Raw genomic sequence first — 26,499 nt, 5'->3', positions numbered from 1 at the left:
TCAGGGGCGTACGGCGCCGACGATGCGGCGACCGTAGGACGAGAGCCTGACGACCTTGACCACGTCGCCGGTCTGCGGGGCGTGGACGATCTGGCCGTTGCCCGCGTAGATGCTCACGTGTCCCAGGCCCTCGCTGAAGATCAGGTCACCGGGCTGCAGGGCGTCCACGGAGACCTTGCGGCCGGCGCCCCACGCCCACTGCTGCCAGGTGGTGCGCGGCAGCGTGACGCCGCCCGCGCGCCAGGATGCCTGGGTCAGTCCCGAGCAGTCGTAGCCGCGCGGGCCGGTGCCGCCGAACACGTACGGCTTGCCGACCTGCGCGTAGGCGTACCTGAGCACGGCCGCGGCGTTGCCCGAGGCGGGGCCGGTGTACTTGATGCCGGTGCTGTTGGGGTTGCCGGCGTTGTAGGCGTTCAGCTTGGTCAGCAGCTTGCGTTGCTGGGCGACGAGCTTGAGCACCTCCGAGCGTTCCTTCTGGACCTCGTCGCGCTCTTTGTCGGCCGCGTCCAGCGCGGTCTGGGCCTTGTCACGCTCGGTTTTGAGGCCGCGGTTCTCCCTGTCGAAGGCCGTCAGCTTCTGGGCCCGTTCCTGCGAGATCTGCCCGGCCAGCGCCAGCCCGCCCAGCAGGAAGGTAGGGTCGTCGGTCGCGGCCATGGCGGGCCAGGAGGTCACGTCGCTGCCCAGCCTGTAGGTGTCGACCGCCATCGAGATCACCTGCGAGCGCAGCTCGGCCACCGTGGCGAGCTTGCGCTTGTAACTGGTGTTGAGCTGGGTGTAGCGCGCCTTGGCCTCTTTGTGCTTCTCGGTCGCCGTGTTGTAGCGGTCGACGACCTTGTCGGCCTTGTCGTTGAGCTTCTCCAGCTTGGCCTTCGCCTGCGCGGCCGTGGGCCGGGGATCGGCGAGCGCTCCACCTGTAGGAGTCAACAGCAGCCCGATCGCGAAACTCGCGGCCACCGCCACCCGGCCTAACCTCACAGCGTCGCCTCCCAGTGAATCCACTGGGGCGAAATAGTACAGAAGAGGTGGGCGTGAACTCGCCTAAACGTCAGATTCGTAATCTACGCGCGGCCGAGGCGGCGCAGCAGCACATTCGCCGGAACCGGTCTGGCTCCCATCCGGCGCACGGACTCGGCCACCTCACGGTCGGAGGAGACCACGGCGATGGCCCGTCCGGGCGGCTCGGCGCGGACGAGCTGGCGGATCAGGTCGTCGGCGATCTCGCCGGGCGCGCTGAACAGCACCCGCACCCCGCGCGGCGCGACGACCTGGACCGGCGCGTTGAGCTCGGCGCCGTCGAAGACCACGGTGACCTCGACCCGGGTCTGCGCGACCAGCCCGCCGAGCCCGGTCATGAGGCGGTTGCGCTGGTCGGCGAGCGTGAGCGTGCCGTAGCCGGACTTGGTCACGTTGTAGCCGTCGATGATCAGGTGCACCTGCGGCAGCCCGAGCAACTGGTCGAGCAGCTGCGGGTCGTCGTCGGACAACGCGCGGGCGGGGACGCCGCGCACTCCGGGCCGCTCCCCCGCGACGCCCGCGACCGAGTCGGCGGGCCTGCTGATCGTGGTCGGCAGGGCCAGCTCCCGCCGCAGCCCGGCCGAGGCGTCCTGCAGCGCGTCGAGCAGCACCCTGACGCGCGCGTCCTCGATGCTCCGGCCCTCGCGGGCGGCCCGGCGCGAGGCTTCGAGTTGTTTCTCCACGTCGGCCAGCCGCTCGCGCAGCCGGCGCAGCTCGGACTCCCCCGCGTTGCCCGCCGCCGAGGCGGCCGTTCTGGCCTCCTCGGCCGCCCGCTCCATCTCCTCGGCCCGCCGCACGGCGGCCTTGGCCCGCTCACGGGCCTCGTGGAGCTTGCGGCGCAGGTCGGAATTCTCCACCCGGGCGGCCTTGATCTGCTCGCGCAGCCGGTCGGACTCCTCCTTGGCCGAGCTCTTCTGGGCGGCCAGCTGCTCGCGCAGCCGGGAGACGACCTCCTCACGCTCGGAACCCTCGGCCGCGACGGCGGACTGCTCCAGGTCGGCCCGGGCGGCCTCGACCATGTCGGCCCAGCCGGGCGGGCGCGTCAGGTAGGCGGTGGCGGCGACCAGCACGGGGTCGGCGGCGGGCGGGACGTTGCCCTCGGCGAGCGAGGCGACGAGCTCGGGCCAGCCCGCGGTCACCGACTCGGCGACCACCTCGCGGAACTCCTTGTCGTTCTCCAGCTGGGCCGCGATGGGAGCGCTGCCCAGCTTGGCGCGCTTACGCGGGTCGAACTTGGCGATGCCGCGCAACGGCGGCGGCACGGAGACAGGGGGCATCGAACCGAGAACCTGGGCCGCCAGGTCGACCACATTGAGCCGCACCTGCTCGGGAAGCGGGCGAGACAGGCCTTCACCCGCTGAACTCATCCTCTGTCCCTTCGTGACATGCCCTTTCAGACAAGGGTACGGCTGCCGCCTACCTGACCGTAACGGCGACCCTTGTATGGACAAGCGCTTGGTTGAGGTATACGACTCGTACCTGACCCGGTGCTCACCAAGGAGGTCCGCCGTGGCGGAGGAGATGCGCACGTCCACCCGTGACCTGGACGAACTCCGCCACCGCATGGGCGCCTGGCTCCGCGGCCGGATCGGGACCCCGGTCGTCGTCTCCGAACTGTCGCGGCCGTCGAGCAACGGCATGTCCAGCGAGACCCTCTTCTTCACCGTCTCCCTTCAGGGGCGGCACGACCGCTGCGTGGCCAGGCTGGCGCCGGCGGCCGAGGCGGTGCCCGTCTTCCCCTCCTACGATCTGCGCGCCCAGTTCGAGGTCATGCGCCTGGCCAGGGAGAAGGCCGGGGTGCCGGCCCCGAGAACGCTCTGGTTCGAGCCGGATCCGGCGCCGCTCGGCACGCCGTTCTTCGTCATGGAGCGCCTCGACGGACAGGTGCCGCCGGACGTCCTGCCGTACACGTTCGAGGGCTGGCTGCTGGACGCGGCGCCGGGGCGCAGGCGCGCCCTGCAGGACGCGACCGTCGGGATCGTGGCGGCGCTGCACGAGGCCCCGTTCACCGCCGGCGACCTGGGCGTGCTCGGCCGGGGCGGGCTGCGCGCGCACATGGACGCGCAACGCGCCTACTACACGTGGGCGCACGGCGAGCGGCCCATCCCGCTGCTGGAGCGGGCGTTCGACTGGCTGGAGGCGCACTGGCCGGACGATCCGGGGCCGGACGTGCTGAGCTGGGGCGACGCGCGGATCGGAAACGTGGTGTACGACGACTTCACGCCGGTGGGGGTGCTCGACTGGGAGATGGCGGCGGTCGGCCCGCGCGAGCTGGACCTGGCGTGGATGATCTTCCTGCACCGCTTCTTCCAGGACCTCACCGAGGCGATGGGCCTGCCCGGGATCCCGGATTTCATGGACCGCGACGCTGTTTGCCAGAAATATCGCGAGCTAACCGGATACATCCCTAAAAACATGGAGTTCTACGAGCTGTACGCCGCCCTCCGGCACGGCATCATCATGGCCCGCGTCTGGCAGCGCAGGATCCACTTCGGCGAGCAGCCCAGCCCCGACGACCCCGACGACCTGGTGCTGCACCGGCCCACCCTGGAGCGGATGCTCAGAGGTTAGCGTCGTAGACCAGCAGCGCGATCTGCACCCGGTTGTTCAGCGTCAGCTTGGTGAGGACGCGCGAGACGTGCGCCTTGACCGTCGCCACGCTCATGAAGAGCTCCCCCGCGATCTCCGCGTTGGACCTGCCCCGGCCGACGGCCAGCGCCACCTCCCGCTCCCGCTCGCTGAGCCTGCCGAGCAGGGCGCGGGCGCGGTCGGCTCGACTGCCCGCGCCGCCCTCGGACACGTGCGCGATCAGCTGCCGCGTCACCACCGGCGACAGGATCGGCTCGCCCGCCGCGACCTTCCTGATCGCCCCGACCAGCTCGGCCGGCGGGATGTCCTTCAGCAGGAAGCCCGCCGCCCCGGCCCGCAGGGCGCGCAGCACCTGGGCGTCGGCGTGGAACGTGGTGAGCACCAGCACCTCGGGCGGCGCCTTGGTGGCCCGCAGCCTCTCGGTCGCGGTGAGGCCGTCGACTCCGGGCATCCGGATGTCCATCAGCACCACGTCGGGACGGTGCTCGGCCACCAGCGGCGGCACCCGCGCCCCGTCGTCCGCCTCGCCGACGATCGCGATGTCGTCCGCACCGCCGAGAATCATCGACAGTCCGGCCCGCACGAGCGCGTCGTCGTCCACGATGAGCACCTTGATCGTCACGGCGTCCACGGTAACCACGCCCTTAACCGGAAGTCACCGCCGGGGGCGACGCCGTACGCCAGCCGGCCGCCCGCGAGCTCGACCCGCTCGACCAGCCCGATCAGCCCGGCACCCGCGCCGGGAATGCGCGAGCTCTGCTGGGCCCGGAGCGGATTGCGCACCTCGACCGTCAGGCCCTCGCCGGGCGCGCCCGACACGGCCACCGTGACCGGCGCCCCGCCCGCGTGCTTGCGCGCGTTGGTGAGCGCCTCCTGCACGACACGGTAGGCGTTGCGGCCGAGTCCCTGCGGCACCTCCGGGCGACCGGCCCCGGTCATCGACAGCGACACCTCCATGCCCGCCCGCCGGCACTCCTCGACCAGCACGGGCAGGTCGGCGAGCGTGGGCTGGGGCCGGTCGGGCACCGGGTCGTCCGGCGCGGAGGAGGGATGGCGCAGCACGCCGATCACCTCGCGCAGGTCCTGCAGCGCCAGGTGGGCGCTGTCCCTGATCGCGCCCGCGGCCCGGGCGATCTCCTCGGCGGGGGCGTCGGGCCGGAACTCCAGGGCGCCCGCGTGCAGGCTGAGCATCGAGATGCGGTGCGCCAGCACGTCGTGCATCTCCCTCGCGATCCGCTCGCGCTCCAGCCGCCTGGCCTCCCCTGCCGCGATGGCGGCGCGCTGCCTGAGCGACCACACCAGCTGCCGCCTGGCCCGCACCACGATGCCCCACGCGAACACGGTCAGCACGATGGCCACCCCGAGGACCAGCTCCCCGGTCGCGCCGAGCTCGGGATCGGGCCTGAGCAGCACGTACGGCACCAGCGCGACCAGGTTGAACACGGTGAACGGTCCCGAGATCCGGAACGGCCGGTGGACGGCCACCGTGAACAGGCCGACGATCGCGGCCCCGCCGACCAGCGCCAGGAAGGACGAGAGCGCGGTGACGACGAGCGCGAACCCGAGTGGCCACCTGCGCCGCAGCCACACCGCCGCGCACGCCAGCACGCCGGCGACCTGCTCGACGACCATCAGCGGGTGCGGCACTCCGGTCAGCTCGGACCCGATCAGCAGGGTGATGCCGCAGGCGGCGACGAACATCCCGATGTCGATGATCCAGTCGCGGGTCGAGCGCCGGGCCGGCCTGCCGTCCGTGTCGTCGCCCAGCAGGACGGAGGGCAGCGCCCAGTGGTATTCGTGCTCGCGCCGCTCGGTCACGGGTACCGAGGTTACGGGCTGCGCCGGGCCGCCGACAGCGACCAAAGTCGATGCCCGTCCCCCGGGAACGTGGAGAGCCGCGGGATTCCCCCTCTCGATTGCCCATGCCCCTGCGCTGGACGACCGGAATCACGCGGCTCAGTGCTTGCCTGATTAAGGCTATTCGCCCTACTTGCAATGCAGTTGCAAGCGTGTTGACCGTTGACGTCAAGAGCGCGGCTGGTGGATGATCCGCGCGTGATCTTCGGAACAGCGCTCTCCTGCGAGGCCCTGAGCTGCCGCGCGGGCGGCAGGACGATCATCGAGGGTTTCTCCCTGGAGCTGGCCGAAGGTGAGCGCGTGGCCCTGATGGGACCGTCGGGTTCGGGCAAGACGACCCTCCTCACCACACTGGCCGGGCTGCTCCCGCCGGCGTCGGGCCGGGTCCTGGTGCGCGGCGTGCCGCTGGACGAACAGCCCGGCCTGCGCGCCGGGCTGGCCCTGGTCTTCCAGTCGTACGGCCTGCTGAGCCTCCTCACCGCGGCCGAGAACATCGAGGTGACGCTGCGGGCCGCCGGCCACCGCCCCAAGGAGGCCGTGCGGACGGCGGCCGGTGCGCTGGAACGGCTGCGGGTGGCCCGGTTCGCCGGCCACCTGGTCGAGGAGCTGTCCGGCGGCCAGCAGCAGCGCGTGGCCGTGGCCAGGGCGCTGGCGCTGCGCCCCCAGGTGCTGCTGGCCGACGAGCCGACGGCCGAGCAGGACCCCACGCACCGCGCGGTCGTGCTCGACGAGTTGCTCGCGGTGACCGGCGACGGCACCACGCTGGTGATCGCCACGCACGACCCCGAGGTGGCCGAGCACTGCGACCGGGTGATCGAACTGCGCGAGGTGGCGCGCCGGTGAGCGCGGTGCGCTGCGACGGGATCGTGCAGATCTACACGGCCCAGGACGTCGAGGTCGTCGCGCTGCGCGACGTGGACCTGGTCATCGATCCGGGCGAGACGGTGGCGCTGCTCGGCCCGTCCGGCGCGGGCAAGTCGACCCTGCTGTGGCTGCTGGCCGGGCTGCTGCGGCCGAGCGCCGGGCGACTCTGGCTCGACGGCGTCGAGGTGGGCCGCCTCGACCAGCGCAGGCTCGACCGGCTGCGCGCCTCGCACATCGGCATGGTCCTGCAGAACCCCGCCCGCAACGTGATCGGCTACCTGTCGGCCGCCCAGAACGTCGCGTTCGCCCAGCGCGCGGTCAAGACCGACCGGCGCAGGGTGCGCGACCTGCTGACCAGGGTTGGCCTCGGCGACATGGGCGACCGGCCGGCCGGGCGCATGTCGGGCGGCGAGCAGCAGCGCCTGGCCGTGGCCGTCGCCCTGGCCAACGCGCCCCGGCTGCTGCTGGCCGACGAGCCCACCAGCCAGCTCGACGCCGACTCGGGCGGGCGGGTGATCGACCTGATCAAGGACGCGGCGGAGCGGGACGGCACGACCGCCGTGGTGGTCACCCACGACGTCGCGGTCAGCGAGGCGCTCAGCCGTACCGTGACCATCAGGGACGGCCGGGTCGGCGCGGAGGGCAGGCGCGGCGAGGACTTCGTGGTCGTGGGCCGCGAGGGCGCGGTGCAGGTGCCGCCCGAGTACCATCACCTGCTGCCACCCGGCTCGATGGCCAGAATCGAGCCGATCGAGGACGGCGTCGTGCTGCGGAGGGCCGGCACGTGATCCTGCGCGGCCTGTGGGAGCGCCGGGCGCTCGCGTTGATCGTCCTGCTCATCGCCGTCGTGCCGATCGCGACGGCCGCCGTCGGACCCGTCTACACGGCCGCCGCGCGCACCACGATCGTCCGGAACGCGATCGATACCGCGCCCGCCGAGGGACGCGGCTGGCGCTACACCACCACCGGCCTCGATGTGAAGGGCAGCGTGGCCGCGTTCGTGGCGGGCGCCGGCTTCACCACCCCGCCCGTGTTCGGCATGGAGACCACCAGCGGCCGTCCCGGCGACGAGCGCGTCCTCCCGCTGATGTGGCAGGAGGGCCAGTGCGAGCACCTGCCAAGGGTCGCTGGCCGCTGCCCCGCGGCGAGCGGGGAGGTGCTGGCCTCCGAGGCGTCCGGATTCAAGGTGGGCGACAAGGTGCTGCTGTCGTCGATCGTCACCGGCGACCCGGACACCCACGAGCTCGTGCCCGCCCCCCTGCGCGTGGTCGGCCTCTACCGGCCCGGCCCGGCCGACGACGCGTACTGGTTCGGCCGGACACTGTTCGGCACCGGACGGACCGACGCGCTGTTCACCGTGCCGCAGACCCGCTTCGACACCCACGCCCTCGGCTCCAGCTGGACCGACTACGGCATCGTCTACGCCGACCCGCGCCGGCTCACCGGCGCCGACCTCGGCACGCTGACGCGCATGCAGGCCGCCGCCGAGGCAGCGGGCCGCGACACCGACGACATCGTCTTCTCGCGCATGGCCGACACCCTGAAGGCGATGACCTCGCAGACCGACGCGCTCGACGTACCGGCGCTTCTGGTCGTCGCCCAGCTGGTGGGCCTGGGCTGGCTGCTGCTGTTCCAGACCGTGGGCGACCTGGTGAGAGCGCGGGGCCCGGAGATCGCGCTGGCCCGGTTGCGCGGTCACGGCAGGCTGCGGGTCTGGCTGTTCGCGCTGGCGGAGCCGCTGCTGCTGCTGGCCACGGCGGTTCCGCTGGGCCTCGCGCTCGGACGGGTGGCGGCGGGGCTGATGATCGGCGCCCTGCTCCCCCAGGGCATCCCGGTCGACCTTCCGCCCGAGACGTTCGCGGCCGGCATCGCCGCCACGCTGGGCGGCGTGCTCGCCGCCGCGTTCGCGGCCTACCGCACGGCCACGCGCCCGGTCACCGAGGAGTGGCGCCGCACCCCGCGCGGGAGCGCCCGGGGGTGGGTGCTGGACGCCGTCGTGCTGGCGGTCGCCGCGGTCGGGCTGGTCGAGCTGCTGGCAGCCGGGGTGATCACGGACGTGTCCGGCCAGAGTTCGAGCGCGCTGGCCGTGCCCGGCCTGCTCGCGCTCGGGACGGGACTGCTCGCCGGGCGGGCGCTGCCGTTGCTGAGCCGGCGGCTGTTCGGGCTTACCAGGCGGTACGGCGGGATCGGGTCGTTCCTCGCGCTGCGGCAGGTCGCCCGGGGCCCCGTCACCGCGGGCAGTGTGATCGTGCTCGGCAGCGCGTTCGGGCTGGCCACCTTTGCCGTGTCGGCCTGGACGGCCACGCAGGGCGACTACCGCCAGGTCGCGGCCTTCCACAACGGCGCCCCTACGGCCCTGACCATCCGCCCGATGGAGCCGCGCGCGCTGACCGCCGCCCTCGACCAGGCCGACCCGGCCGCCACGCTGGCCGCCCCCGTGATCAAGCTGCCCGGCCTGCCGCAGCTGGTCGCCACCGACCCCGTACGACTGGCGATGGTCGGCCACTGGGACCCCGAGCTGGCCGGCGGCACCTCGCTGGCCAAGGCCGCCGCCGCGCTGACCGGCACCCGGTCCCCGCGTGTGTGGCTGCGCGGCGACCGGTTACGCGTGAGCCTGCGCCATGACCGGCCGCCCGATGGCCACACCTCGCGGCTGCGTGTCACCCTGCGGGTCCCCGGCGGGGCGGAGCCGGTGGCGGTCCCCCTCGGGCTGCTGCGCGGGTCGAAGGGCGGCGACTACGCCTGGAATCTGCCTCCCGCCTGCGCCGACTCCCCGTGCGAGCTGCGCGCCGTGCACGTGGAGCTGATCGGCCCCCCGGACCAGGAGGTGAGCCCCTTCCTGCGGATCCAGGTCACCGGGCTGGCCGTGCGCGACGCCGGCGTCTGGACCCCCCTGGACCCACCGGCCTGGACCGTGGACGGGGACCCCGCACGGACCGACGGCGGTTTCACCGCCTCCACGATCGACAACCAGACCCTGCGCCCGGCCACGCACGGCGGCGTGCTGCCCGCGATCATGGTCGGCACGACGGACGGGCGGCAGCCGCCGGGGCTCGACCAGTTGTTCGCCGTACCCGCCGAACGGGTCGCCACAGCCGTCGCGGCCCCCGGTCTCGACGGCCCGGGCGTCCTGGTCGACCTGGAGGAGGCCGACCGGATCGCCTACGGCGTGCACGCCGGAGCGACGTACGAGATCTGGACGACCGCGGCCGACACGACCGCGCTGGAGCGGGCGCTGCGCGAGCAGGGCGTCACCGTCGTATCGGCGCGAACGGTGGACGATCTCGTGGCGGGCTACGCCGGCGAGGGGCCGGGGCTGGCGCTCATGCTGCTGCTGGTGTCCGCCCTGGCCGCGGCGGCGCTGGCGCTCGGCAGGACCGTCCTCGCGCTGCACACGGCGGCCCGGCGGCGCGGATACGAACTGGCCGCGCTGGAGGCGTCCGGCGCGCGCGTGGCGGCGCTGCGCCTGTCCCTGATGCTGGAACAGGTCATCACGATGGCGGCGGGCACGCTGGCCGGGCTGGCGGCCGGGCTGCTCGCGGCCCGGGTCGCGCTGTCGCGCGTGCCGCAGTTCGCGCAACCGCCGGTCACCCCGCCGCTGCCGCACGAGATCGCGCCCGGCCCGGTCGCGCTCGTCATCGGCGCCGCGTTGCTGGCCAGCCTGCTCGCCGCGGCCATCGTCTCGGAGGCGCTACTGCGCGGGGTCAAGGTCGAACGCCTGCGCGACGCCCAGTCCTGAGAGCCGGCGCCGAAGCCCGGCGGGCAACCGTTGTGGGTCCGGAAGACGCAACTGTCGGTCCCCCTGTCTAGGGTCTTGGTTCGTGGACGCGGTTCAAGGCACACTCGACGAGCTCGGCACCCCACTGAGTGACGTCACGTTCGTGGTGTTCGACCTCGAGACGACCGGTGGATCGCCGGCCGAGCACCTGATCACCGAAATCGGCGCGGTCAAGGTGCGGGGCGGCGAAGTGCTGGGCGAGTTCTCCACGCTGGTCGACCCCGGCGGGCCGATCCCGCCGTTCATCTCCGTGCTCACCGGCATCACCGACGCCATGGTCGTGGCCGCGCCCCGGATCGAGTCGGTGCTGCCGAGCTTCCTGGAGTTCATCCACGGCACCACGCTGGTCGCCCACAACGCGGGCTTCGACACCCGCTTCGTCAAGGCGGCCTGCGCCGCCCACGGCTATCCGCCGCCGGCCAACCCGGTGGTCGACACCGTCGATCTGTCCCGCCGCGTGCTCACCCGTGACGAGACGCCCAACAGCAAACTCGCCACGCTGGCCAGGTTCTTCCGCAGCGCGACCGAGCCGTGCCACCGCGCCCTGCAGGACGCCCGGGCGACCGTCGACGTGCTCCACGGGCTGATCGAGCGAGCTGGCTCCTTCGAGGTCCACACGCTGGAGGAGCTCAAGTCGTTCGTCCGCGCTCCGACGCCCGAGCAGCAGCGCAAGCGTCACCTCGCCGAGTCGGTGCCCCACTCCCCCGGCGTCTACCTCTTCGAGGACGAACGCGGCGAGGTCCTCTACATCGGCAAGAGCACCAACCTGCGCAACCGGGTCCGCTCCTACTTCACGGCCAGCGAGACCCGGCCGCGCATCCGCGAGATGGTCGGCATCGCCGAGCGCGTCCGCCACATCGTCTGCTCCACCGCGCTGGAGGCCGAGGTCAGGGAGCTGCGCCTGATCGGCGGTGCCAAGCCGCGCTACAACCGCAGGTCCCGCTTCCCCGAGAAGGTCGTCTGGCTCAAGCTCACCCAGGAGCCGTTCCCCCGCCTGTCGATCGTCCGCGAGGTCAAGGACGACGGCGCCGCCTACCTCGGGCCGTTCAGCAACAACCGCACCGCCGACGAGGCCCGCATCGCGCTGCACGAGGCGGTGCCGCTGCGCCAGTGCACCCAGCCCGTCACCCTGCGCACCCGCCGCTCGGCCTGCGTGCTGCTGGAGATGGGCCGCTGCGGGGCCCCGTGCGAGGGCCGCGAGAGTCAGACCGACTACGCGCTCCACGTCGAGAGCGCCCGCCGCGCCATGACGCTCGACGCCACGCCGGTCTTCTCGGCGGTGTCGGCCCGCATGGAGCGCCTGTCGGTGGAGCAGCGCTACGAAGAGGCGTCGGTCGACCGCGACCGGCTGGCGGCCTTCGTCCGTGCGGCGGCCCGTATGCAGCGGCTGACGTCCATCACCAGGATTCCGCAGCTCATCGCCGCCAGCCCGGCTTTCGACGGCGGCTGGGACATCCACGTCGTCCGATACGGCCGGCTCACCGCGGCCGGCGTCATGCCGAGGGGCGCCCACCCCACGCCCTACGTCGAGTCCCTGGTCGCCACCGCCGAGACCGTCATCCCCGGCCCCGGTCCCGTCCACGCGGCCAGCGCCGAAGAGACCGAGTGCATCCTGCGCTGGCTCGAGTCACCGGGTGTGCGGCTGGTCGAGGTCGACGGCGAGTGGAGCCTGCCCGCCCGCGGCGCTGCCCGTCACAAGGCCCGCATCGACCTCGCCTACCGGCCTCTCACCCCCCGGTCCCGCGAGCACCGTCCCCTTCGCTGAGCCACCGAGATGGGCGGCGCCTCGGCGAACCGATAGGGTTGGGCCATGGTCACGGCTATCGTTCACATCAATGCCGAAGTCGACCGGATTCCGGAGGTCGCGCAGACGATCGCCGAGATCGACGGGGTCAGCGAGGTCTACTCCATCACCGGCGAGTACGACCTGCTGGCCATGGTCCGGGTCGCCGCCTACGAGCAGATCGCCGAGGTCATCCCCGGCCGTCTCAACAAGGTGGCCGGGGTCCTGCACACCGAGACCCACATCGCCTTCCGCACCTACTCCAAGCACGACCTCGACGCGGCCTTCTCCATCGGCTTCGCCGACGCCGACTGACCCGGCCGCGCCACGCCACCACCGGGACCCGGTCCGGTCCTCCTCTGACCCGGCCGCGCCACTGCACCACCGGGGCCCGGTCCGGTCCTCCTCTGACCCGGCCGCGCCACTGCACCACCGGGACCCGGTCCGGCCACCCTGACACCGCATCCACCACCCGGCGACCATCCCAGCAGGTGGCGATCCTCCCTGCCCTGGCCACACCGCCCGGTAACCGGCGCACAGTCCCCGGTCGCCCCCCGGTAACCGGCACAGTCCGGTCGCCCGACGCCGACCCACCCGGTGTCCGTGAGCGTCCGTCACCGATCCCCCGATCTCGGCGCCGCCGCCCCCGCGACCATCCCCGGCGGATGGCGATCCTCGGGCCCTGGCCGTGCCAGCGCACGGCCCCGCGCGTGCGGGCGCTACGGGGTTCCGGTCGCCGTCCAGGCGGGCCGGCGCCTCAAGGCCCGGCGCGTGGGGGGCGACGGTCTGGAGACGACGCAGCGCGGGCCCGGACGTGATGTCCGAGCCCGCGCTGGTGTAGCCGGTCAGGTGTGCGACCGGACAGGTCGCGTCAACGCGTCAGCGACCGATCCTCGCCCTCCGAGCTGACGCCGGCGTGCTCCTCGATCTCCTCGTGAGGGTGACCCTCGTCGAGGGGGATCTTCTCGCCGCCGTACGCCCTGGACATACGGGCACGCAGCTTGCCGAGCGGACCGCGCATCCCCTTGGGCGGGATGCCCGAGGTGTCCTCGTGGGCCGGCAGCATGAGCACCGGCTCCTTGCCGCGCAGGTGCGCCTCGATGTCTTCGGCGGGCGGCGTGTGGACCTCGATGAACTCACCGTGTGGCAGGCGCTTGATCACACCGGACTCCACACCGTGCGAGACGACCGCGGCGTCGGAACGCTGCAGGCCCAGGCAGATGCGGTAGGTGATGGCGTAGGCCACCGCCGGCCCCACGAACACCAGCACCCGGCCGACGTAGGTCGTCCAGTTGAGGCTGACGTGGAAGAACGCCGAGATCTCGTCGTTGGCGCCGAGCAGCCAGAGCACGCCGTAGAACGTGATGGCCGCCATGCCGATCGAGGTGCGGTGCGGGTTGTTGCGGGGACGGTCGGCGACGTGGTGCTCACGCCGGTCGCCGGTGATCCACTGTTCGATGAACGGATAGAGCGCGAGGCCGGTCATGATGATGCCCATCGGCACCAACGCCGGGATGATCACGCTCAGTGGCAGTGTGCCCGCGTGGGCGGTGCCGAAGAGGTTGATCTCCCAGGCCGGCATGAGTCTCAGCGAGCCTTCGAGGAAGCCCATGTAGAAGTCGGGCTGCGAACCCGCCGAGATGTCCGCCGGTGTGTAGGGCCCGAACAACCAGATCGGGTTGATCTGGGCGAACGTCGCCAGACCCGCGACCACCGCGAACGTGAACAGGAAGTAGGCACCGGCCTTGGCCATGAAGGCCGGGTAGAACGGCGCGCCGACCACGTTGCGGTTGTTGCGGCCCTTGCCGGGCATCTGGGTGTGCTTCTGCACCCACATGAGAACCATGTGGGCGGAGATGAGCGCCAGGAGGATGCCCGGGATGAGCAGGATGTGCAGGGAGTAGAACCGGGCGATGATGTCGGTGCCTGGATACTCGCCGCCGAACAGGAAGAACGAGAGGTAGGTGCCGACCAGCGGCAGGGAGATGATCACTCCCTGGGTGATCCGCGCTCCCGCGCCGGACAGCAGGTCGTCGGGCAGGGAGTAGCCGGTCAGGCCCTCGGCCAGCGCCAGCGTCAGCAGCAGGACACCGATGATCCAGTTGAGCTCGCGCGGCTTGCGGTAGGCCCCGGTGAAGAACACCCGGAGCATGTGCACCATCATGCCGGCCACGAACAGCAGGGCGGCCCAGTGGTGCATCTGCCGCATCAGCAGGCCACCGCGGACGTCGAAGCTGATCTCCAGCGCCGACGCGTAGGCCTGGGACATCATGACGCCCTTGAGCGGGGCGTAGGAGCCGTTGTAGACGACCTCGCTCATGCTGGGCTGGAACCAGAACGTCAGGAACGTACCGGTCAGCAACAGAATGATGAACGAGTAGAGGGCGATCTCACCGAGCAGGAAGGACCAGTGGTCCGGGAAGATCTTCCGCAGGTTGCGCTTGAGGAAGTTGCCGGCTCCGAGACGGTCGTCGAGGTAGGTCGACGGGCCCGCGATGGCCTTGGGGACCGCTGTCAGGTCACTCATGCGTGGCCTCCCTTGGACCTGGCCTCCGCCTCGGCGTCGCCGCGCTCCCAGTAGCTGGGGCCGACCGGCACGTTGAAGTCGCCTTGGGCGATGAGGTATCCCTGCTCGTCGACCGCGATCGGCAGCTGCGGCAGCGGCCGGGCGGCCGGGCCGAAGATCACCTTGGCGCCGTCGGCGGCGTCGAAGGTCGACTGGTGGCAGGGACAGAGGATGTGGTGAGTGGTCTGCTCGTAGAGGGCCGCCGGGCAGCCCACGTGCGTGCAGATCTTGGAATAGGCCACGATGCCGTCGTGCGTCCAGTTGCGGTTGGTGCCCGACTTGATCTCGTCAGGCCTGAACTTGATCAGGATCAGCGTGGCTTTGGTGAGTGCGTTGAGATCATGCTCGTAGCCCTCGGGCACGACCGACAGGATGCCGCCGGGCGAGTTGAAGTCGGCCGCCCGGATGGGCTGGCCGGTGCCTTCGACCATGAGCCGGAGCGGCTTGCCCTCCTTGGTCTTCTCGCCCCAGACGGTGTGGCGCAGCGTCTCGTTGAACTTGGAGGCGGGCATCTTGGAGTTGTCGAGGTCACGCATCAGCACCAGCGGGACCAGGCCCAGCGGCGCGGCGGCGAGCAGCAGCGTGCGGCGGAGCAGCGGGCGCTTGACGAACCCGCTCTCCCTCGCACCCTGCACGAACGTGTCGGCGACGACTTCACGGGCGTCCTCGTCGGAGGCCATCGCGTGGCGCTCCTGGATCAAGGAGTACTTCGGCATGATCTGGCGCACCCAGACCACGATGCCGAAGGCCAGGCCCAGCAGCGCGATCGTCAGCGTGCCGCCGAGCGCGAGGTTGGACGTGCCGGTCGCCTCAGGACCGCCGACCTGGATCACCACGTAGAAGATGATGAAGGCGATCGCGGCGAGGAACGTGACCGTGAAGCAGAGCGCCACGATCTTCTCGGCCCTGCGCGCCTTCTCCTCGTCCTGGAACGTGACGCCCGGGACGTCGCCCTCTTCCACCACGGGGATTTCGTCGCCGAGCATCGAAGTGCCCGGCGCGGGAGTGCCGATCACGCGCTTGGGAACGCGTTCGTCCGGCTGCTCGATCTCGTGCTCGTTGTCAGTCATGACTTCTGTCGCTTCTTCGCGGTGATCCAGATGGCGGCGAGAACCATGGCGCTGATGCCTGCGATCCAGCCTACGAGACCCTCGGTCACGGGGCCAATCCGCCCCAGGCCGAAGCCTCCGGGGTCTCGCTGCTCACGGACCTGGGTGATGTAGGCGATCATGCTGCGCTTCTCTTCGGGCGTGATCGTCGTGTCATTGAAGACCGGCATGGCCTGCGGACCGGTGATCATCGCCTCGTAGATCTGCGTGGGCGAGGAGTCGTTGAGGTTGGGCGCGTACTTGCCCTGGGTCAGCGCACCGCCCGCGCCCGCCCAGTTGTGGCACTGGATGCAGTTGGCGCGGAACAGCTCACCGCCCTTGCCCGCGTCGCCCTTCGCCGGGTCGACCTGTTCCTTGCCGGGCACCTGCGGGCCGCCGCCGAGCGACTGCACGTAGGCGCTGAGCTGGCGGATCTTCTCCTCGGTGACCCAGGGCGCGACCGGCTTGCGGGGCGCCTGGGCGCCCGGGTTGGCCGCGGGCATGCGACCGGTGCTCACCTGGAAGTCGACGGCCGCCGCGCCCACGCCGATGAGCGTGGGCCCGGTGGAGGTGCCCTGGGCGTTGAGTCCGTGGCAGCTGGCACAGTGGGCCTGGAACAGGCTCCTCCCCTCGGCCACGTCATCGACCTTGCCGGACGCGAGTGCCGCGTCGGCAGGCCTGCTCGCCTGGATAAAGGCGGTGTATACCATCCCGACCAGCGCCAACGCCAAAATCAGGACGGCGTATCTCGCGAGGGGATGCCGCCGCCAAGCGGTGATCCTAGTCACAGAGATCCCGTTCCTTAACGAATAATGTAGATGGTCGCGAAAAGACCGATCCAGACGACGTCTACGAAGTGCCAGTAGTAGGACACGACGATGGCGCTGGTGGCCTGCTCATGCGTGAAGCGCTTCGCGGCGTACGTGCGTCCCAGCATGAACAGGAACGCGATCAGGCCACCCGCCACGTGCAGGCCGTGGAAGCCCGTCGTGAGGTAGAACACCGAGGTGTAGGCGTTGGCGGACAGAGTCGCACCCTCGCTCGCCAACTCGTAGTACTCGTACAGCTGACCCGCGATGAAGACCGAGCCCATCAGGAAGCTGACGATGTACCAGAAGCGGAGCTTGCCGACCTGTCCCTTCTCAGCGGCCCACACGCCCAGCTGGCACGTCACACTCGACAGAACCAGGATGATCGTGTTGGCCGTCGCGAACGGGATGTTCAGGTGAGCGACCCCTTCAGCGGAGGCGCCCTGAGGCAGGAGCGCGGGCCCCCACTCGAGGCCCTGCCCCTCGCTCACCGACCGGATGGTGAAGTACATCGCGAACAGCGCCGCGAAGAACATGAGTTCAGAGGACAGCCAGACGATCGTCCCGACGCTGACCAGGTTGGGTCTGCGAGACGAGTGTGCTGTCGTCGTCGAAGTAATTGCGGATGCTGTCGCCACGAGCAGCATTATTGCGGCTCCCGTGGTCGGTCCGGCGCACGACCCCCCGTTAGGGGGAACAAACCGGCGATCAACCTGCGATAATCGGCATAAAACCCCCCGCGAAGGCAGCGGTCTGGGATTGCACGCCGGAGCACCGGTACGATCCTGTTGACCATACAGCTACGACCGATAGTGAGTGCGACCGTGAGCACCGACGACACGATGAGGGTCCTCGTCTACAGCGACGACGCCGCCACCCGCGATGAGGTGAGGCTGGCGCTCGGCCGGCGTCCCGCCGCCGACGTCCCCTTCGTGGAGATCGTGGAGTGCGCCACCGAGCCCAAGGTGCACCAGTGGCTGAGCTCCGGCGAAATCGACGTGGCCGTCCTCGACGGCGAGACCCAGCCCGCCGGCGGCATGGGCGTCGCGCGCCAGGCCAAGGACGAGGTCTACGACTGCCCGCCGATCTGCCTGATCATCGCCCGGCGCGACGACCGCTGGCTGGCCGAGTGGTCCAAGGCCGACGCCGTCGTCCCGCAGCCGCTCGAGCCCATGGTGCTGGCCGACGCCGTCGCCGACCTGATGCGCCGCCGCAACTCGACCCGACTCAACGCTAAGTAGGTGCCTTCCGTGGATGCCCGGACGACGTGGCCCGCCCTGCTGTCGGCTCTCCTCTCCGGTGAGCACCTGACCGCCGACGAGACCGCCTGGGCGATGCGCGAGATCATGTCGGGCTCCGCGACGCCCTCCCAGATCGCCGGCTTCGCGATCGCGCTGCGCGCCAAGGGCGAGACCGTCGCCGAGGTCGCGGGTCTGGCCCGCACCATGCTGGAGCTGGCCACGCCGCTGCGCGTCGAGGGCCCGGTCGTCGACGTCGTCGGCACCGGCGGCGACCGTGCCCACACCGTCAACGTCTCGACCATGGCCGCCATCGTGGCCGCCGCCGCGGGCGCCCGCGTGGTCAAGCACGGCAACCGGGCGGCCTCCTCCTCGTGCGGCGCCGCCGACGTCCTGGAGCACCTCGGCATCCACCTCGATCTCACGCCCGAGCAGACCGCCGAGGTCGCGCGCGAGGCGGGCATCGCCTTCTGCTTCGCCCCGGTCTACCACCCCGCCCTGCGCTTCGCCGGCCCGCCGCGCAAGGAGATCGGCGTGCCGACGGTCTTCAACTTCCTGGGCCCGCTCACCAACCCGGCCCGGCCCGCCGCCCAGGCCATCGGCGTCTACGACAAGGCCATGCTGCCGGTCCTCGCGGGCGTCTTCGCCGAGCGCGGGGTGTCCGCGCTGGTGTTCCGCGGCGACGACGGCCTCGACGAGCTCACCATCGCCACCACGTCCACGGTGTGGACGGTCAGGGACGGCACGGCCGCGCAGACCGCGTTCGATCCGGCCGTGCTGGGCATCCCCCGCGCCGACGCGGGGGCGCTGCGGGGCGGCGATGTGGCGTTCAACGCCCAGGCGGTGCACGACCTGGTGCGCGGCAAGACGGGCCCGGTGCGCGACGCCGTCCTGCTCAACGCCGCCGCGGCCCTGGTGGCCCTCGGCGGGCCGGCCGACGACCTCGACTCGGCCATGATCGACGGCTACGCCCGGGCGGTCCAGGCGGTCGACTCCGGCCGCGCCGCCGCCACGCTCGACCGCTGGATCGCGGTCAGCAACTCCCTGCGCTCCGCCTGACGCGGGCCGGCCCTCAGGCACCTGCTCACGGCCCCCTCAGGCGCCGTACGGGCCGTCTGGGGGTTCAGAAGGTCATGGTGGGGCCGTCCTTGATGGAGCTCCACTGCAGCCACTGCTTCCAGTCCTCCTGCCAGTGGCCCCACCCGTTGGTGGGCTCCAGCGGCCTGGGTGAGCCGGTGATGATGATCGGGTCGCCGATCAGCGTGTTCTTGATGAACCACGCCGCGTTCTCCGGGCTGACGTTGACGCACCCATGGCTGACGTTCGAGTTGCCCTGCGACCCCACCGACCACGGCGCGCTGTGCACGTACTCGCCGCTGTTGGAGATGCGGACCGTGTCGTAGACCGTCAGCTGGTAGTAGCCGGCCGAGCCCGGGCCGATGCCCGGTGAGGTCATGACGGTTACGGGCTCGCGTGACATGGCCAGGTGCACGCCGGAGGTCGTGTGATACTTCCAGGCGCCGCCCTGGCCCGCGCTCATCGGCATCCGGCGGACCACCCTGCCGTCGCGCTTCACGACCAGGACGTGGTCGTTGATGCTGCCCTTGGTGATCTGTGAGCGGCCGATCTTGAAGTCGAGCTTGACGTCGCGCTTGCCGTACAGGCCGGTGCCGCCGCGCACGCCCGCCAGGCCGGCCTCGACCCGAACCCTGGTGTGGGCGGGCCAGTATTCGGCGGGCCGGAAGTCCACGTGCTTGTCGTCGAACCAGTGCCAGGCGCCCTCGACCGGCTTGGAACTGAGCACGACCAGATTGCGCTCGACCGATACCCGGTCGGCGATGGGCTGGTCAAAGGCGATCATGATGGGCATGCCGACCCCGACCGTCAGACCGGTGTCGTCCTTGTTGGGGGTGATCTGGGCGATGTCGAAGAGCTTGGTCGCCTTGACGGTGGAGAATGTGGTCGCGGACTGCTTCTCCTTGCCGTCGGCGTTGACCGCGACGGTGGTGACCGTGTAGGTGACTCCCGGGCTCGCGTTCCGGGTGCTCCGCCAGCGGGTCCCGTCGGCGCTCAGGACGCCCGGCAGGCCGCCCTCCTTGCCGGTGCCGGTGACCCGGACGTTCTTGAGCGTGCCGCTGTGGGCCGTCACGACCACCGTCTGGTCCGTGGGCACGTTCTTGGACCTGTCGATGGGGAGGACCGTCGCCGAGGCGTCCGGGGCCATGGCTCTCCGGGCCTCGTCGGCAGCGCTGGTGCTCGTCGAGCACGCCGTGAGTAGCGACAGAGCAAGCAGACCGGCAGATCCATGTGCGAGACGCCCCACGAGTCACTCCCCCGTCCTGTTACATCCGTTCTACCTCCACTATTACCCTGTGTGATCGATTCGCCACATCCGCATTCTGGTAAAGAACGCCAAAAAGCGGGTGACCTCCGCAAAGGAGGACACCCGCTTCGTTGGTCTGACTCAGTGCGAGAAGTTGCCCCGGTAGTACTGGAACACGAACCCGATCATGGCCATGATGATCGCGAACACCCCGATCAGGAACATCCAGAAGCCGATCACGAACCCGGCGAAAGCGAAGGCCGCCGCCAGGCAGAGGAACAGCGGCCACCAGCTGCTGGGGCTGAAGAAGCCGATCTCGCCGGCGCCGTCGCTGATCTCGGCCTGCTTGTCGTCCTCCGGCTGGCTGCCGATGCGCCGGGCCGTGAACATGAGGTAGTAGCCGATCATGAACGCGAAGCCGACCGAGATGGCCATGGCCGTGGTGCCGACCGGCTCACCGACTCCGGTGGCGGCCTTGGTCCAGAACCAGTAGGCGATGTCCACTCCGGCGAAGAACAGACCGCACAACAGGAACAGCCAACCCTGAACCCTCATCAGGCCTCCACCTCCTGGGCGGACTTCGCGGATACGTGCGGGTGGTGCAGGTCGAACGCGGGACGCTCAGACCGGATGCGCGGCAGCGAGGTGAAGTTGTGCCGCGGCGGCGGGCAGGAGGTCGCCCATTCGAGCGAGCCACCGAAGCCCCAGGGGTCGTCGACGGTGACCTTGGGCGCGGTGCGCCAGGTCTTCCAGACGTTGTAGAAGAACGGCAGCGTCGAGGCTCCCAGCACGAACGCGCCGATCGACGAGATCATGTTGAGGTCGGCGAATCCGTCGATCGCGCTGTAGTCGGCGTAGCGGCGAGGGAAGCCGAGGACGCCGAGCCAGTGCTGGACGAGGAACGTCGCGTGGAAGCCGACGAACAGCAGCCAGAACTGGATCTTGCCCAGCCGGTCGTCGAGCATCTTGCCGGTGAACTTGGGCCACCAGAAGAAGAACCCGGCGAACATCGCGAACACCACGGTGCCGAAGACCACGTAATGGAAGTGGGCGACGACGAAATAGGTGTCGCTGATGTGGAAGTCGAGCGGCGGCGAGGCCAGGATCACCCCGGTCAGGCCGCCGAGCAGGAACGTCACCAGGAAGCCGATGGAGAACAGCATCGGTGACTCGAAGCTCAGATGGCCCCGCCACATGGTGCCGATCCAGTTGAAGAACTTCACGCCCGTCGGCACCGCGATGAGGAACGTCATGAACGAGAAGAACGGCAGCAACACCTGCCCGGTCGGGTACATGTGGTGCGCCCAGACCGTGATGGACAGGCCGGCGATCGCGATGGTCGCGGCGACCAGGCCGATGTAACCGAAGATCGGCTTGCGGCTGAAGACCGGCAGGATCTCGGTGACGATGCCGAAGAACGGCAGCGCGATGATGTAGACCTCTGGATGGCCGAAGAACCAGAACAAGTGCTGCCAGAGCAGCGGCCCGCCGTTGTCGATGGCGAAGATATGGGTGCCGAACTTACGGTCTGCCTCCAACGCCAGCAGCGCGGCGGCCAGCACCGGGAAGGCCATCAGCACGAGCATGCTGGTCAGCAGGATGTTCCAGGTGAAGATCGGCATCCGGAACATCGTCATGCCGGGCGCCCGCATGCAGATGATCGTGGTGATGAAGTTGACCGCGCCGAGGATCGTGCCCAAACCGCCCAGCGCCAGACCCATGATCCACAGGTCACCGCCCAGGCCCGGTGAGTAGATCGAGTCGGACAGCGGGGCGTAGGCGAACCAGCCGAAGGAGGCGGCGCCGTTGGGGGTGAAGAAGCCCGAGACGGCGATGAGGCTGCCGAACAGGTAGAGCCAGTAGCTCACCATGTTGAGCCGGGGGAACGCCACGTCGGGCGCGCCGATCTGCAGCGGCATCAGCTCGTTGGCGAAGCCGGCGAACAGCGGCGTCGCGAACATCAGCAGCATGATCGTGCCGTGCATGGTGAACAGCTGGTTGAACTGCTCGTTGCTGGTGAACTGCAGCCCCGGCTGGGCCAGCTCGGCACGCATGACCAGCGCCATGATGCCGCCGATCAGGAAGAACGCGAAGGACGTGATCAGGTAGAGGTGTCCGATGATCTTGTGATCGGTGGAGGACAGCCACTTGGCGATCACCCGGCCCTTGGGAGTGGGCCTAGCCGTCGTCGCGAGTGGTTCTTGGATGGCGGTCACTGGGCACTTCCAGCCTGGGTCGCGATGTACTGGTCGAACTCAGCCTGCTTGACGAGCTTCACGTTGAACAACATGCGGCTGTGGTCGACACCGCACAGCTCGGCGCATCGACCGGCGTAGACGCCGGGCTTGTCGAGCGTGGTGATCTCGAACTTGCGGCCCTTGTTGTTCTCGGGGACGCCGGGGATGACGTCTCGCTTGAACAGGAACTCCGGCACCCAGAAGGAGTGGATGACGTCGGGGGACTCCAGGTCGAACTCGATCTTCTTGCCCACCGGCAGGACCAACTGGGGCCCGGCCGTGTAGTCGCTGACCGGCTGACCGACGACGGGCTGCAGCGTCTTGCCGTCGACCGTCGTGGTGAAGCGCCAGCTCCACTGGAACGCCTCGACCTTGACCTTGACGTCCGGATTGCCGGAGATCACCTCCAGGTCACGGCTGTCGCGCGCGGTGAAGAAGAAGAACACCGACACCATGACCAGCGGGACCAGGGTGTAGAGCATCTCGATCGGCAGGTTGTAACGAACCTGCGGCGGAAGCTCGGCCTTCGCCCGGCGCTTGGTGTGGAAGACGCACGCCCACACGATCAGCGCGGTGACCACGCCACCTGTGGCGAGTGCGGCGATCCAGGCACCGTTCCACAGAGTTTGGACCACATCACCCTGGGTGGTGATGGGGTCCGGAAGGAGGCCACGAGACCAGTCGGCCTCAGGAATGTCATTGGCACACGCCGTAACGGAGGCCAGCAGCAACGCCAAAACGGCGGCGCGCGGCACTCCGCGCCGGGCCAACGAACGCCGTGTCGAACGGCGAGTCGGACTCACGGATCGCCTACCCCACAAATGAAGCCCAAGAGTCACTCTTGGGCGCTCGTATTTCCACATGCACAGCTGATTGCTGACACATTAGCGCGCAAGGGCCCCGCCCCTCCGCGCGCCCCCTCGATGGCGCGCCACGAGTGGGACCATAGGTCTCGTGGCGTACTTCGACGCGGCCTCTACCGAGCCGCTTCACCCCCAGGCGCGCGAGGCGCTCCTGGCGGCGATCGACGTCGGCTGGGCCGACCCCGCGAGACTGTACAACCAGGCCCGCCGTGCTCACCTGCTGCTGGAGCAGGCCCGCACGGAGGTCGCCGAGGCGCTCGGCGCGCGCCCCGACGAGGTTTCGTTCACCTCGTCGGGCACCCAGGCCGTGCATCTCGGCGTCCTCGGCACCCTACACGGCAGGCGGAGGGCCGGACGCCATCTGGTGACGAGCGCGGTCGAGCACTCCAGCGTGCTGCACGCCGCCGGGGTGCACGAGCGCGACGGCGGCACGGCCGAGACCGTGGGAGTGAGCCTGACCGGACGGGTCGACCTCGACGCCTTCGCCGCGGCGGTGGCCGGGCACGACACCGCGCTGGCGTGCCTGCAGACGGCCAACCACGAGGTCGGCACGCTGCAGCCGGTCACCGAGGCGGCCGAGGTCTGCCGGCGGCACGGGGTGCCGCTCCTGGTGGACGCGGCGCAGACGGCGGGCCGGATGCCGATTCCGCCGGGCTGGTCGGTGCTGACGGCCAGCGCCCACAAGTGGGGCGGTCCCGCCGGCGTGGGCGTGCTGGCGGTGCGCAAGGGCACCCGGTTCCGCTCGTTCCTGCCGGAGGACGAACGCGAGCGCCGCCGCGTGCCCGGGTTCGAGAACGTTCCGGGCATCGTCGCGGCCGCGGCGGCCCTGCGGGCGATGACGGCGGAGGCGGCACAGGAGTGCTCGCGCCTGTCGGCGCTCGTCGACAGGATCCGGGAGACCGTACCCAAGATCGTCCCCGATGTGGAGGTGATCGGTGAGCCCGTGGACCGGGCGCCGCACATCGTGACGTTCTCCTGTCTGTACGTCGACGGCGAGGCGCTGCTGACCGAGCTGGACAAGGCAGGGTTCGCCGTATCGTCCGGAAGCTCGTGCACCGCTAGTACGCTTCGTCCATCGCACGTTCTGGAAGCGATGGGCGTGCTCACCCACGGTAATGTCCGGGTCTCGCTGCCCAGGGGCGCGTCCGCGGCGGAGGTCGACAGGTTTCTCGCCGTGCTGCCCGAGCTGGTACGGCGGATCCGCCAGGACGCAGGAGTCGAATGACAGAGCTTACTCAGCCGGCGTTGACGATCGACGCGCTCGGGAAGAAGTGCCCGATCCCGATCATCATGCTCGCGGAGCAGATCAACCACGTGCCGCTCAACGCCGTGGTCTCGGTGCTGGCCGACGACCCGGCGGCCTACACCGACGTCCCCGCCTGGTGCCGGCTGAAGTCCCACCGTCATGTGGGCTCCTACGAGCTGCCTGGTGGCGGCTGGGCCATCCACGTGCGGCGCAACTACTGAGCCTCGGCGGCCCTGGAATGCCGTACGGGTCTGTGGCATGCCGTCCGATCTGGGTACGACCTTCCCCGGGGACATCACCGACTTTCAGGGGGAAACCACATGACCACGGGACATTCACCCGAGACCGCCCGTGACCTGATGCATCCGGGCGCTGACTGCCTACCCGCGCACGAGACGCTGGACCGGGCGGCACAGCTGATGCGCGACGGCGACGTCGGCGCGCTGCCCGTCTGCGACTCCGACGGCCGCGTGACGGGGATCATCACCGACCGCGACATCGTGATCAGATGCGTGGCCGAGGGACACGACCCGGCCAACGTGCGCGCCGGCGAGCTGGCCGCCGGGCTGGTCTCGGTGTCGCCCGACGCCACGGCCGAGGAGGCGCTCACCCTCATGGAGGAGCACCAGATCAAGCGGCTGCCGGTGATGGAGAACGACCGCCTCATCGGCATGATCAGCGAGGCCGACCTGGCCAGGCACCTGCCGGACGACAAGCTCGCGGAGTTCGTGCACCGCGTCTACGCGAGCGCCTGAGCGATCGATCTCCCCGCCGCGCCCGGCGCGGCGGGGAGACGCGCGTTCAGGCGTGGTGGCAGCGAACGAATGCGGCCACCTCGGCGGCGGCGTCGGACCCGTAGGCCGCGCCGAACCGCTCCAGGAAGACCTTCTGCCCGAGTTCGTACTCCTGGCCGCCGACGCGCTCCAGCACGTGGGTGGCCGTCAGGTTGCCGACCTGGCCGCAACGTTCGAGAGGCAGGCCCCAGGCCAGGCCGGCCAGGAATCCGGCGCGGAACGCGTCGCCGACGCCGGTCGGGTCGGCCTTGCCCCGCTCGGGGGCGGGGGCCACGTGCAGGACCGGCTCATCCCGGCGTTCGATGACCGCGCCCTTGGGGCCGAGCGTGGTGACGCGGACGCCGACGCGGGACAGGATCTCTCCGTCGGACCAGCCGGTCTTCTGCTCGATGAGGCCCTTCTCGTAGTCGTTGGAGAACAGGTAGGCGGCGCCGTCGACGAGGTCGCGGATCTGCTCGTCCGCCATGCGGGCCAGCTGCTGCGAGGGGTCGGCGGCGAACGGGATGCCGCGCTGGCGGCACTCGTCGGTGTGCCGCACCATCGCGTCGGGGTCGTTGGGGCTGACCAGCACCAGGTCGAGCCCGCCTACGCGGTCGGCGACCGGCCCCAGCTCGATGAGCCGCGCCTCGGCCATCGCCCCGGTGTAGAACGAGGCGATCTGGTTGTGGTGATCGTCGGTGGTGCACAGGAATCGCGCCGTGTGGTGGGTGTCGGAGACGTGCACCGAGGCGCAGTCGACCCCATGGCGCTCCAGCCACGAGCGGTAGTCGGCGAAGTCGTCGCCGACCGCCCCCACCAGGATCGGGGTCAGGCCCAGGCATCCCATGCCGAAGGAGATGTTCGCCGCGCAACCACCGCGACGGATCTGCAGGTCATCGACCAGGAACGACAGGGACACCCGGTCGAGTTGCTCGGCGATGAGCTGATCGCCGAAACTCCCCGGGAAGGTCATCAGTTGGTCGGTGGCGATGGAGCCGGTGACGGCGATGCGCACGGGATTCTTCTTCCTCGTTGTCAGCAGGCCAGTTGAGCCTCACGAGGATACGGGAAGGTCCCGCCCGCACAAAGGCGAACGGGACCCGCCACGACGTCGCCTAGTTGAAGGAGTCGCCACAGGCGCAGGAGCCGGTGGCGTTGGGGTTGTCGATGGTGAACCCCTGCTTCTCGATCGTGTCGACGAAGTCGATGGACGCGCCCATCAGATAGGGGGCGCTCATCCTGTCGGTGACCACGCTCACGCCGCCGAAGTCGGACACCACGTCACCGTCCATCGAACGGTCGTCGAAGAAGAGCTCGTAGCGCAGGCCGGAGCAGCCGCCGGGCTGCACGGCCACGCGCAGCTGCAGGCTCTCCTCGCCCTGCTGCTCGAGCAGGCTCTTGACCTTCGCGGCGGCCGCGTCGGTCAGGACCAGGCCCTGCGTCGTGGTCTCGCTGCTCTCAACCGTCATCT

General features: G+C 70.2%; 25 protein-coding genes. 11 read left to right on the top strand and 14 right to left on the bottom strand.

Annotated features, from left to right (window positions below; all coding sequences use genetic code 11):
- Both AB0I38_RS14530 and AB0I38_RS14525 read right to left on the bottom strand, forming a co-directional pair.
- Positions 1-975: a C40 family peptidase gene (locus tag AB0I38_RS14530; RefSeq protein ID WP_358466942.1), complete on the bottom strand. Its 975-nt coding sequence runs from the start codon at positions 973-975 to the stop codon at positions 1-3.
- 83 nt (positions 976-1,058) lie between these two features.
- The gene (locus AB0I38_RS14525; protein ID WP_358466940.1) at positions 1,059-2,381 is read right to left on the bottom strand and encodes an NYN domain-containing protein; all 1,323 of its coding nucleotides are present in this window, start codon (positions 2,379-2,381) and stop codon (positions 1,059-1,061) included.
- Positions 2,382-2,523: 142 nt separating this feature from the next.
- On the opposite strand from AB0I38_RS14525, the gene AB0I38_RS14520 reads away from it, so the two are divergent.
- Positions 2,524-3,585, top strand: coding sequence for a phosphotransferase family protein (locus AB0I38_RS14520; RefSeq protein ID WP_358466938.1), 1,062 nt, complete (start codon positions 2,524-2,526; stop codon positions 3,583-3,585).
- Here the strand turns inward: AB0I38_RS14520 and AB0I38_RS14515 are convergent.
- Both AB0I38_RS14515 and AB0I38_RS14510 read right to left on the bottom strand, forming a co-directional pair.
- A complete protein-coding gene (locus AB0I38_RS14515; protein WP_358466936.1) occupies positions 3,575-4,225 on the bottom strand; it encodes a response regulator transcription factor in 651 nt (216 codons plus the stop codon). The genes AB0I38_RS14520 and AB0I38_RS14515 overlap by 11 nt on opposite strands.
- Positions 4,222-5,421, bottom strand: a complete 1,200-nt coding sequence (locus AB0I38_RS14510) for a sensor histidine kinase (protein WP_358466934.1) — start codon at positions 5,419-5,421, stop codon at positions 4,222-4,224. The genes AB0I38_RS14515 and AB0I38_RS14510 overlap by 4 nt, the downstream gene beginning before the upstream one ends.
- 237 nt (positions 5,422-5,658) lie before the next feature.
- On the opposite strand from AB0I38_RS14510, the gene AB0I38_RS14505 reads away from it, so the two are divergent.
- The 5 genes from AB0I38_RS14505 (at position 5,659) to AB0I38_RS14485 (ending at position 12,200) form a co-directional block, all read left to right on the top strand.
- Positions 5,659-6,303, top strand: a complete 645-nt coding sequence (locus AB0I38_RS14505) for an ATP-binding cassette domain-containing protein (protein WP_358466932.1) — start codon at positions 5,659-5,661, stop codon at positions 6,301-6,303.
- Entirely contained in the window at positions 6,300-7,112 is an 813-nt protein-coding gene (locus AB0I38_RS14500; RefSeq protein ID WP_358466930.1) for an ABC transporter ATP-binding protein, read from the top strand. The genes AB0I38_RS14505 and AB0I38_RS14500 overlap by 4 nt, the downstream gene beginning before the upstream one ends.
- On the top strand, positions 7,109-10,063 hold the full coding sequence (locus AB0I38_RS14495; protein ID WP_358466928.1) for an FtsX-like permease family protein: 2,955 nt from the start codon (positions 7,109-7,111) through the stop codon (positions 10,061-10,063). Before AB0I38_RS14500 ends, AB0I38_RS14495 begins: the two co-directional genes overlap by 4 nt.
- An 82-nt stretch (positions 10,064-10,145) precedes the next feature.
- On the top strand, positions 10,146-11,867 hold the full coding sequence (locus AB0I38_RS14490; protein ID WP_358466926.1) for a DEDD exonuclease domain-containing protein: 1,722 nt from the start codon (positions 10,146-10,148) through the stop codon (positions 11,865-11,867).
- A gap of 45 nt (positions 11,868-11,912) precedes the next feature.
- Complete coding sequence (locus AB0I38_RS14485) at positions 11,913-12,200, top strand: Lrp/AsnC family transcriptional regulator (protein ID WP_358466924.1); 288 nt, start codon at positions 11,913-11,915, stop codon at positions 12,198-12,200.
- Positions 12,201-12,756: 556 nt separating this feature from the next.
- On the opposite strand, the gene qcrB is transcribed toward AB0I38_RS14485, so the two are convergent.
- Genes qcrB through ctaE form a run of 4 tightly spaced genes read right to left on the bottom strand, consistent with a single transcriptional unit; the run spans position 12,757 to position 16,995 of the window.
- Complete coding sequence (gene qcrB / locus AB0I38_RS14480; protein ID WP_358466922.1) at positions 12,757-14,412, bottom strand: cytochrome bc1 complex cytochrome b subunit; 1,656 nt, start codon at positions 14,410-14,412, stop codon at positions 12,757-12,759.
- Positions 14,409-15,521 (bottom strand): cytochrome bc1 complex Rieske iron-sulfur subunit, encoded by a 1,113-nt coding sequence (gene qcrA / locus AB0I38_RS14475; RefSeq protein ID WP_358466920.1) that lies wholly within the window; start codon positions 15,519-15,521, stop codon positions 14,409-14,411. Before qcrA ends, qcrB begins: the two co-directional genes overlap by 4 nt.
- Positions 15,518-16,327, bottom strand: a complete 810-nt coding sequence (qcrC, locus tag AB0I38_RS14470) for a cytochrome bc1 complex diheme cytochrome c subunit (protein WP_358466918.1) — start codon at positions 16,325-16,327, stop codon at positions 15,518-15,520. Before qcrC ends, qcrA begins: the two co-directional genes overlap by 4 nt.
- 14 nt (positions 16,328-16,341) lie before the next feature.
- Positions 16,342-16,995 (bottom strand): aa3-type cytochrome oxidase subunit III, encoded by a 654-nt coding sequence (gene ctaE, locus AB0I38_RS14465; protein WP_358466917.1) that lies wholly within the window; start codon positions 16,993-16,995, stop codon positions 16,342-16,344.
- A 195-nt stretch (positions 16,996-17,190) separates the two neighbouring features.
- Between ctaE and AB0I38_RS14460 the strand changes: the two genes are divergently transcribed.
- A complete protein-coding gene (locus tag AB0I38_RS14460) occupies positions 17,191-17,589 on the top strand; it encodes a hypothetical protein (RefSeq protein ID WP_358467120.1) in 399 nt (132 codons plus the stop codon).
- A 9-nt stretch (positions 17,590-17,598) separates the two neighbouring features.
- Positions 17,599-18,645, top strand: a complete 1,047-nt coding sequence (trpD, locus tag AB0I38_RS14455; RefSeq protein ID WP_358466915.1) for an anthranilate phosphoribosyltransferase — start codon at positions 17,599-17,601, stop codon at positions 18,643-18,645.
- 64 nt (positions 18,646-18,709) lie between these two features.
- Here the strand turns inward: trpD and AB0I38_RS14450 are convergent, their stop codons facing one another.
- From AB0I38_RS14450 to ctaC, 4 genes are all read right to left on the bottom strand, one after another.
- Positions 18,710-19,810 (bottom strand): L,D-transpeptidase, encoded by a 1,101-nt coding sequence (locus AB0I38_RS14450; RefSeq protein WP_358466913.1) that lies wholly within the window; start codon positions 19,808-19,810, stop codon positions 18,710-18,712.
- A 240-nt stretch (positions 19,811-20,050) separates the two neighbouring features.
- A complete protein-coding gene (locus tag AB0I38_RS14445; RefSeq protein ID WP_358466911.1) occupies positions 20,051-20,464 on the bottom strand; it encodes a cytochrome c oxidase subunit 4 in 414 nt (137 codons plus the stop codon).
- Positions 20,464-22,125 carry an aa3-type cytochrome oxidase subunit I gene (gene ctaD / locus AB0I38_RS14440; RefSeq protein WP_358466909.1) on the bottom strand — a complete coding sequence of 554 codons (1,662 nt, stop codon included), beginning with the start codon at positions 22,123-22,125 and terminating at the stop codon, positions 20,464-20,466. The genes AB0I38_RS14445 and ctaD overlap by 1 nt, the downstream gene beginning before the upstream one ends.
- The gene (gene ctaC, locus AB0I38_RS14435) at positions 22,122-22,901 is read right to left on the bottom strand and encodes an aa3-type cytochrome oxidase subunit II (RefSeq protein ID WP_436838744.1); all 780 of its coding nucleotides are present in this window, start codon (positions 22,899-22,901) and stop codon (positions 22,122-22,124) included. The genes ctaD and ctaC overlap by 4 nt, the downstream gene beginning before the upstream one ends.
- A 199-nt stretch (positions 22,902-23,100) precedes the next feature.
- Here ctaC and AB0I38_RS14430 point away from each other — a divergent pair, with 199 nt between their 5' ends.
- From AB0I38_RS14430 to AB0I38_RS14420, 3 genes are all read left to right on the top strand, one after another.
- Complete coding sequence (locus AB0I38_RS14430; RefSeq protein ID WP_358466905.1) at positions 23,101-24,234, top strand: cysteine desulfurase family protein; 1,134 nt, start codon at positions 23,101-23,103, stop codon at positions 24,232-24,234.
- Positions 24,231-24,476, top strand: a complete 246-nt coding sequence (locus AB0I38_RS14425; RefSeq protein ID WP_358466903.1) for a sulfurtransferase TusA family protein — start codon at positions 24,231-24,233, stop codon at positions 24,474-24,476. The genes AB0I38_RS14430 and AB0I38_RS14425 overlap by 4 nt, the downstream gene beginning before the upstream one ends.
- Before the next feature lie 99 nt (positions 24,477-24,575).
- Positions 24,576-25,010 (top strand): CBS domain-containing protein, encoded by a 435-nt coding sequence (locus AB0I38_RS14420; protein WP_358466901.1) that lies wholly within the window; start codon positions 24,576-24,578, stop codon positions 25,008-25,010.
- A gap of 46 nt (positions 25,011-25,056) precedes the next feature.
- On the opposite strand, the gene AB0I38_RS14415 is transcribed toward AB0I38_RS14420, so the two are convergent.
- Positions 25,057-26,043: a carbohydrate kinase family protein gene (locus AB0I38_RS14415; RefSeq protein ID WP_358466899.1), complete on the bottom strand. Its 987-nt coding sequence runs from the start codon at positions 26,041-26,043 to the stop codon at positions 25,057-25,059.
- Positions 26,044-26,143: 100 nt separating this feature from the next.
- On the bottom strand, positions 26,144-26,497 hold the full coding sequence (gene erpA / locus AB0I38_RS14410) for an iron-sulfur cluster insertion protein ErpA (RefSeq protein ID WP_358466897.1): 354 nt from the start codon (positions 26,495-26,497) through the stop codon (positions 26,144-26,146).
- Positions 26,498-26,499 lie beyond the last annotated feature (2 nt).

Origin of the sequence: Nonomuraea cavernae (genome assembly GCF_040655715.1) — a bacterium.
Lineage (GTDB): Bacteria > Actinomycetota > Actinomycetes > Streptosporangiales > Streptosporangiaceae > Nonomuraea > Nonomuraea cavernae_A.
The sequence above is the reverse complement of the archived record's forward strand: the minus strand, read 5'-3'. Positions and strand labels throughout refer to the sequence as shown.